Consider the following 3,574-nt stretch of genomic DNA (forward strand, 5'->3'; position numbering starts at 1 on the left):
GCACCGACCCCGCCCCAGCGATCTCCCGCTCAGGACGACTGAGCGAACTACTCCACGTCCCCACCTGAATCCGTGCCGGCGCCGGCGCCCGCGCCCGCACCCGAACTCGCACCCGAAGGCGCGGCCTCCGCCGCCGCGAGCCCGCCATTGAGCTCCGTCGGCTCCAGATCGAACTCCCCGTCGCGGGCCCCGAGCACGAAGGCCGTCCACTCCGCCTCCGTGTAACGGAGGACGGTGTCATGGTCCAGGGACGACCGCATGGCCACCGCGCCCTCGGGGAGATACGCGATCTCGACCCGCTCCTCGTGCTCCTCGGTGCCCGGAGCGCCGTGCCACTCGACGCCCGAGATGTCGAGGGAGTACAGCTCGTCCCGCTCCCGCTCCTTGCGCGCCTTGACGTCCTCATCCTGTGAGCCCGGTGCGCCCTGTGCCTCCGCCATGGCGAAGCGACCCCTTCCCGACGTACGTGATACGGCATACGACAACTACTGTCTGTGCTCTCACCCTAGTGGCCGAGTCCGGCCCGGCCGGGCTGTTTGCACAGGCGGTGAAGGCGGCCGCTGCCTGCTGGTATCCTGGGCGACGGCCGTTTGTGTACGCACCCCTGGAGTCACTCACTCCGGAGGCCGCGCTCAGCGGATTCCCGCCTCCCGAGTAACAGAAGATCCCCTGAGATGTGGACCAGGGGCGCTCGGTGGCTCTACAGAGACTTACGAGGAGTACACGTGTCGCTCGACGCCGCAGTGAAGAAGCAGCTCATCACCGAGTTCGGTACCAAGGAGGGCGACACCGGCTCCCCCGAGGTCCAGGTCGCGATGCTCTCGCGCCGTATCTCGGACCTGACCGAGCACCTCAAGACGCACAAGCACGACCACCACTCCCGTCGTGGTCTGCTGATCCTCGTCGGTCAGCGTCGCCGCCTTCTCCAGTACTTGGCCAAGAAGGACATCCAGCGCTTCCGTGCGCTGGTCGACCGCCTCGGCATCCGCCGCGGTGCGGCGGGCGCCAAGTAAGACGCCGTGGAGGGAGCGGTTCCCACATTTGGGGGGCCGCTCCCTTTGCTGTACGTGCGGAGTGTCACCACCTCTTTGTAGTGTGGTGGCACAACGCAATACGCAGGACACAAACGCAGGACCCAGTAGGACACGAACGAGGAGAAGTGCACCTCGCCGCCGCCGGTCCTCGGTAGTGGCCCCCGGGAACCGACTCCCGGGTGCTTCGATCGAAGACCGGCCCGCAACCAGAAGGCGCGCTTCTCCGACCCCACGTCCCTCTGCCACACGGGCAGGACGGGACAAAAGACGAAAAAGTATCGGAGAAAACGCTAGTGGAGAACGAGACCCACTACGCCGAGGCCGTTATCGACAACGGATCCTTCGGCACCCGCACCATCCGCTTCGAGACGGGCCGGCTGGCCAGGCAGGCCGCCGGCTCCGCCGTGGCGTACCTGGACGACGACACCATGGTGCTGTCGGCGACCACCGCCTCCAAGAAGCCCAAGGACCAGCTCGACTTCTTCCCCCTCACGGTGGACGTCGAGGAGCGGCAGTACGCCGCCGGCAAGATCCCCGGCAGCTTCTTCCGCCGCGAGGGCCGGCCCTCCGAGGACGCGATCCTCACCTGCCGCCTCATCGACCGTCCGCTGCGCCCGTCCTTCCGCAAGGGCCTGCGCAACGAGATCCAGGTCGTCGCCACGATCATGGCGCTCAACCCCGACCACCTGTACGACGTCGTGGCGATCAACGCCGCCTCCGCGTCGACGCAGCTGGCCGGTCTGCCCTTCTCCGGCCCGATCGGCGGCGTCCGCGTCGCGCTGATCAACGGCCAGTGGGTCGCGTTCCCGACGCACACCGAGCTCGAGGACGCCGTCTTCGACATGGTCGTCGCCGGTCGCGTCCTGGAGGACGGCGACGTCGCGATCATGATGGTCGAGGCCGAGGCCACCGAGAAGACCATCACGCTGATCGCGGGCGGCGCCGAGGCGCCGACCGAGGAGGTCGTCGCCGCCGGTCTGGACGCCGCGAAGCCCTTCATCAAGGTGCTCTGCAAGGCCCAGGCCGACCTCGCCGCCAAGGCCGCCAAGCCCACCGGCGAGTTCCCGGTCTTCCTGGACTACCAGGACGACGTCTTCGAGGCGCTCACCGCCGCCGTCAAGGACGAGCTCTCCCAGGCGCTCACCATCGCGGGCAAGCAGGACCGCGAGGCCGAGCTGGACCGCGTCAAGGGTCTCGCCGCCGAGAAGCTGCTCCCGCAGTTCGAGGGCCGCGAGAAGGAGATCTCCGCCGCGTACCGCTCGCTGACCAAGGCTCTGGTCCGTGAGCGTGTCATCAAGGACAAGGTCCGCATCGACGGCCGTGGCGTCACGGACATCCGTACGCTCGCCGCCGAGGTCGAGGCCATCCCGCGCGTGCACGGCTCGGCGCTGTTCGAGCGTGGCGAGACCCAGATCCTGGGCGTCACCACCCTCAACATGCTCCGTATGGAGCAGCAGCTCGACACCCTCTCCCCGGTGACGCGCAAGCGCTACATGCACAACTACAACTTCCCGCCGTACTCCGTCGGCGAGACCGGCCGCGTCGGTTCCCCGAAGCGCCGCGAGATCGGCCACGGCGCGCTCGCCGAGCGCGCGATCGTGCCGGTCCTGCCGACGCGCGAGGAGTTCCCCTACGCGATCCGTCAGGTGTCCGAGGCCCTCGGCTCCAACGGCTCGACGTCCATGGGATCGGTCTGCGCCTCCACCATGTCGCTGCTGAACGCCGGTGTGCCGCTGAAGGCCCCCGTCGCCGGTATCGCCATGGGCCTGATCTCCCAGGAGATCAACGGCGAGACGCACTACGTCGCCCTCACCGACATCCTCGGTGCGGAGGACGCCTTCGGTGACATGGACTTCAAGGTCGCCGGCACCAAGGAGTTCGTGACCGCCCTCCAGCTCGACACCAAGCTGGACGGCATCCCCGCCTCCGTCCTGGCCGCCGCTCTCAAGCAGGCCCGTGACGCCCGCCTCCACATCCTCGACGTGATGATGGAAGCGATCGACACGCCGGACGAGATGTCCCCGAACGCCCCGCGGATCATCACCGTCAAGATCCCCGTGGACAAGATCGGCGAGGTCATCGGCCCGAAGGGCAAGATGATCAACCAGATCCAGGAGGACACCGGCGCCGAGATCACGATCGAGGACGACGGCACCATCTACATCGGCGCCCAGGTCGGCTCGCAGGCCGAGGCGGCCCGCGCGACGATCAACTCGATCGCCAACCCGACCATGCCGGAGGTCGGCGAGCGCTACCTGGGTACGGTCGTCAAGACGACCACCTTCGGCGCGTTCGTGTCGCTGCTCCCGGGCAAGGACGGACTGCTGCACATCTCGCAGATCCGTAAGCTCGCCGGCGGCAAGCGCGTGGAGAACGTCGAGGACGTCGTCGGTGTGGGCTCCAAGGTCCAGGTCGAGATCGCCGAGATCGACTCCCGCGGCAAGCTCTCCCTGATCCCCGTGATCGAGGGCGAGGAAGCTGCTTCCTCGGACGAGAAGAAGGACGACGGCGACAAGTGACGTCCCGTAGCTCCAAGGCGA

General features: G+C 67.7%; 3 protein-coding genes. 2 read left to right on the plus strand and 1 reads right to left on the minus strand.

Annotated elements, in window-relative coordinates:
- Nucleotides 1-47 precede the first annotated feature (47 nt).
- On the minus strand, nt 48-440 hold the full coding sequence (locus tag STRTUCAR8_RS36915; RefSeq protein ID WP_006381405.1) for a DUF397 domain-containing protein: 393 nt from the start codon (nt 438-440) through the stop codon (nt 48-50).
- A gap of 285 nt (nt 441-725) precedes the next feature.
- Here STRTUCAR8_RS36915 and rpsO point away from each other — a divergent pair, with 285 nt between their 5' ends.
- Together rpsO and STRTUCAR8_RS36925 are read left to right on the plus strand one after the other, a co-directional pair.
- The gene (rpsO, locus tag STRTUCAR8_RS36920) at nt 726-1,013 is read left to right on the plus strand and encodes a 30S ribosomal protein S15 (protein ID WP_006381404.1); all 288 of its coding nucleotides are present in this window, start codon (nt 726-728) and stop codon (nt 1,011-1,013) included.
- Nucleotides 1,014-1,327: 314 nt separating this feature from the next.
- Entirely contained in the window at nt 1,328-3,553 is a 2,226-nt protein-coding gene (locus STRTUCAR8_RS36925; protein WP_006381406.1) for a polyribonucleotide nucleotidyltransferase, read from the plus strand.
- Nucleotides 3,554-3,574 lie beyond the last annotated feature (21 nt).

Source organism: Streptomyces turgidiscabies Car8, from assembly GCF_000331005.1.
GTDB lineage: Bacteria > Actinomycetota > Actinomycetes > Streptomycetales > Streptomycetaceae > Streptomyces > Streptomyces turgidiscabies.

Coding starts and splice junctions, on each gene's coding strand:
- STRTUCAR8_RS36915 (WP_006381405.1), bottom strand. CDS start 440: ATGGCGGAGGCACAGGGCGCACCGGGCTCACAGGATGAGGACGTCAAG.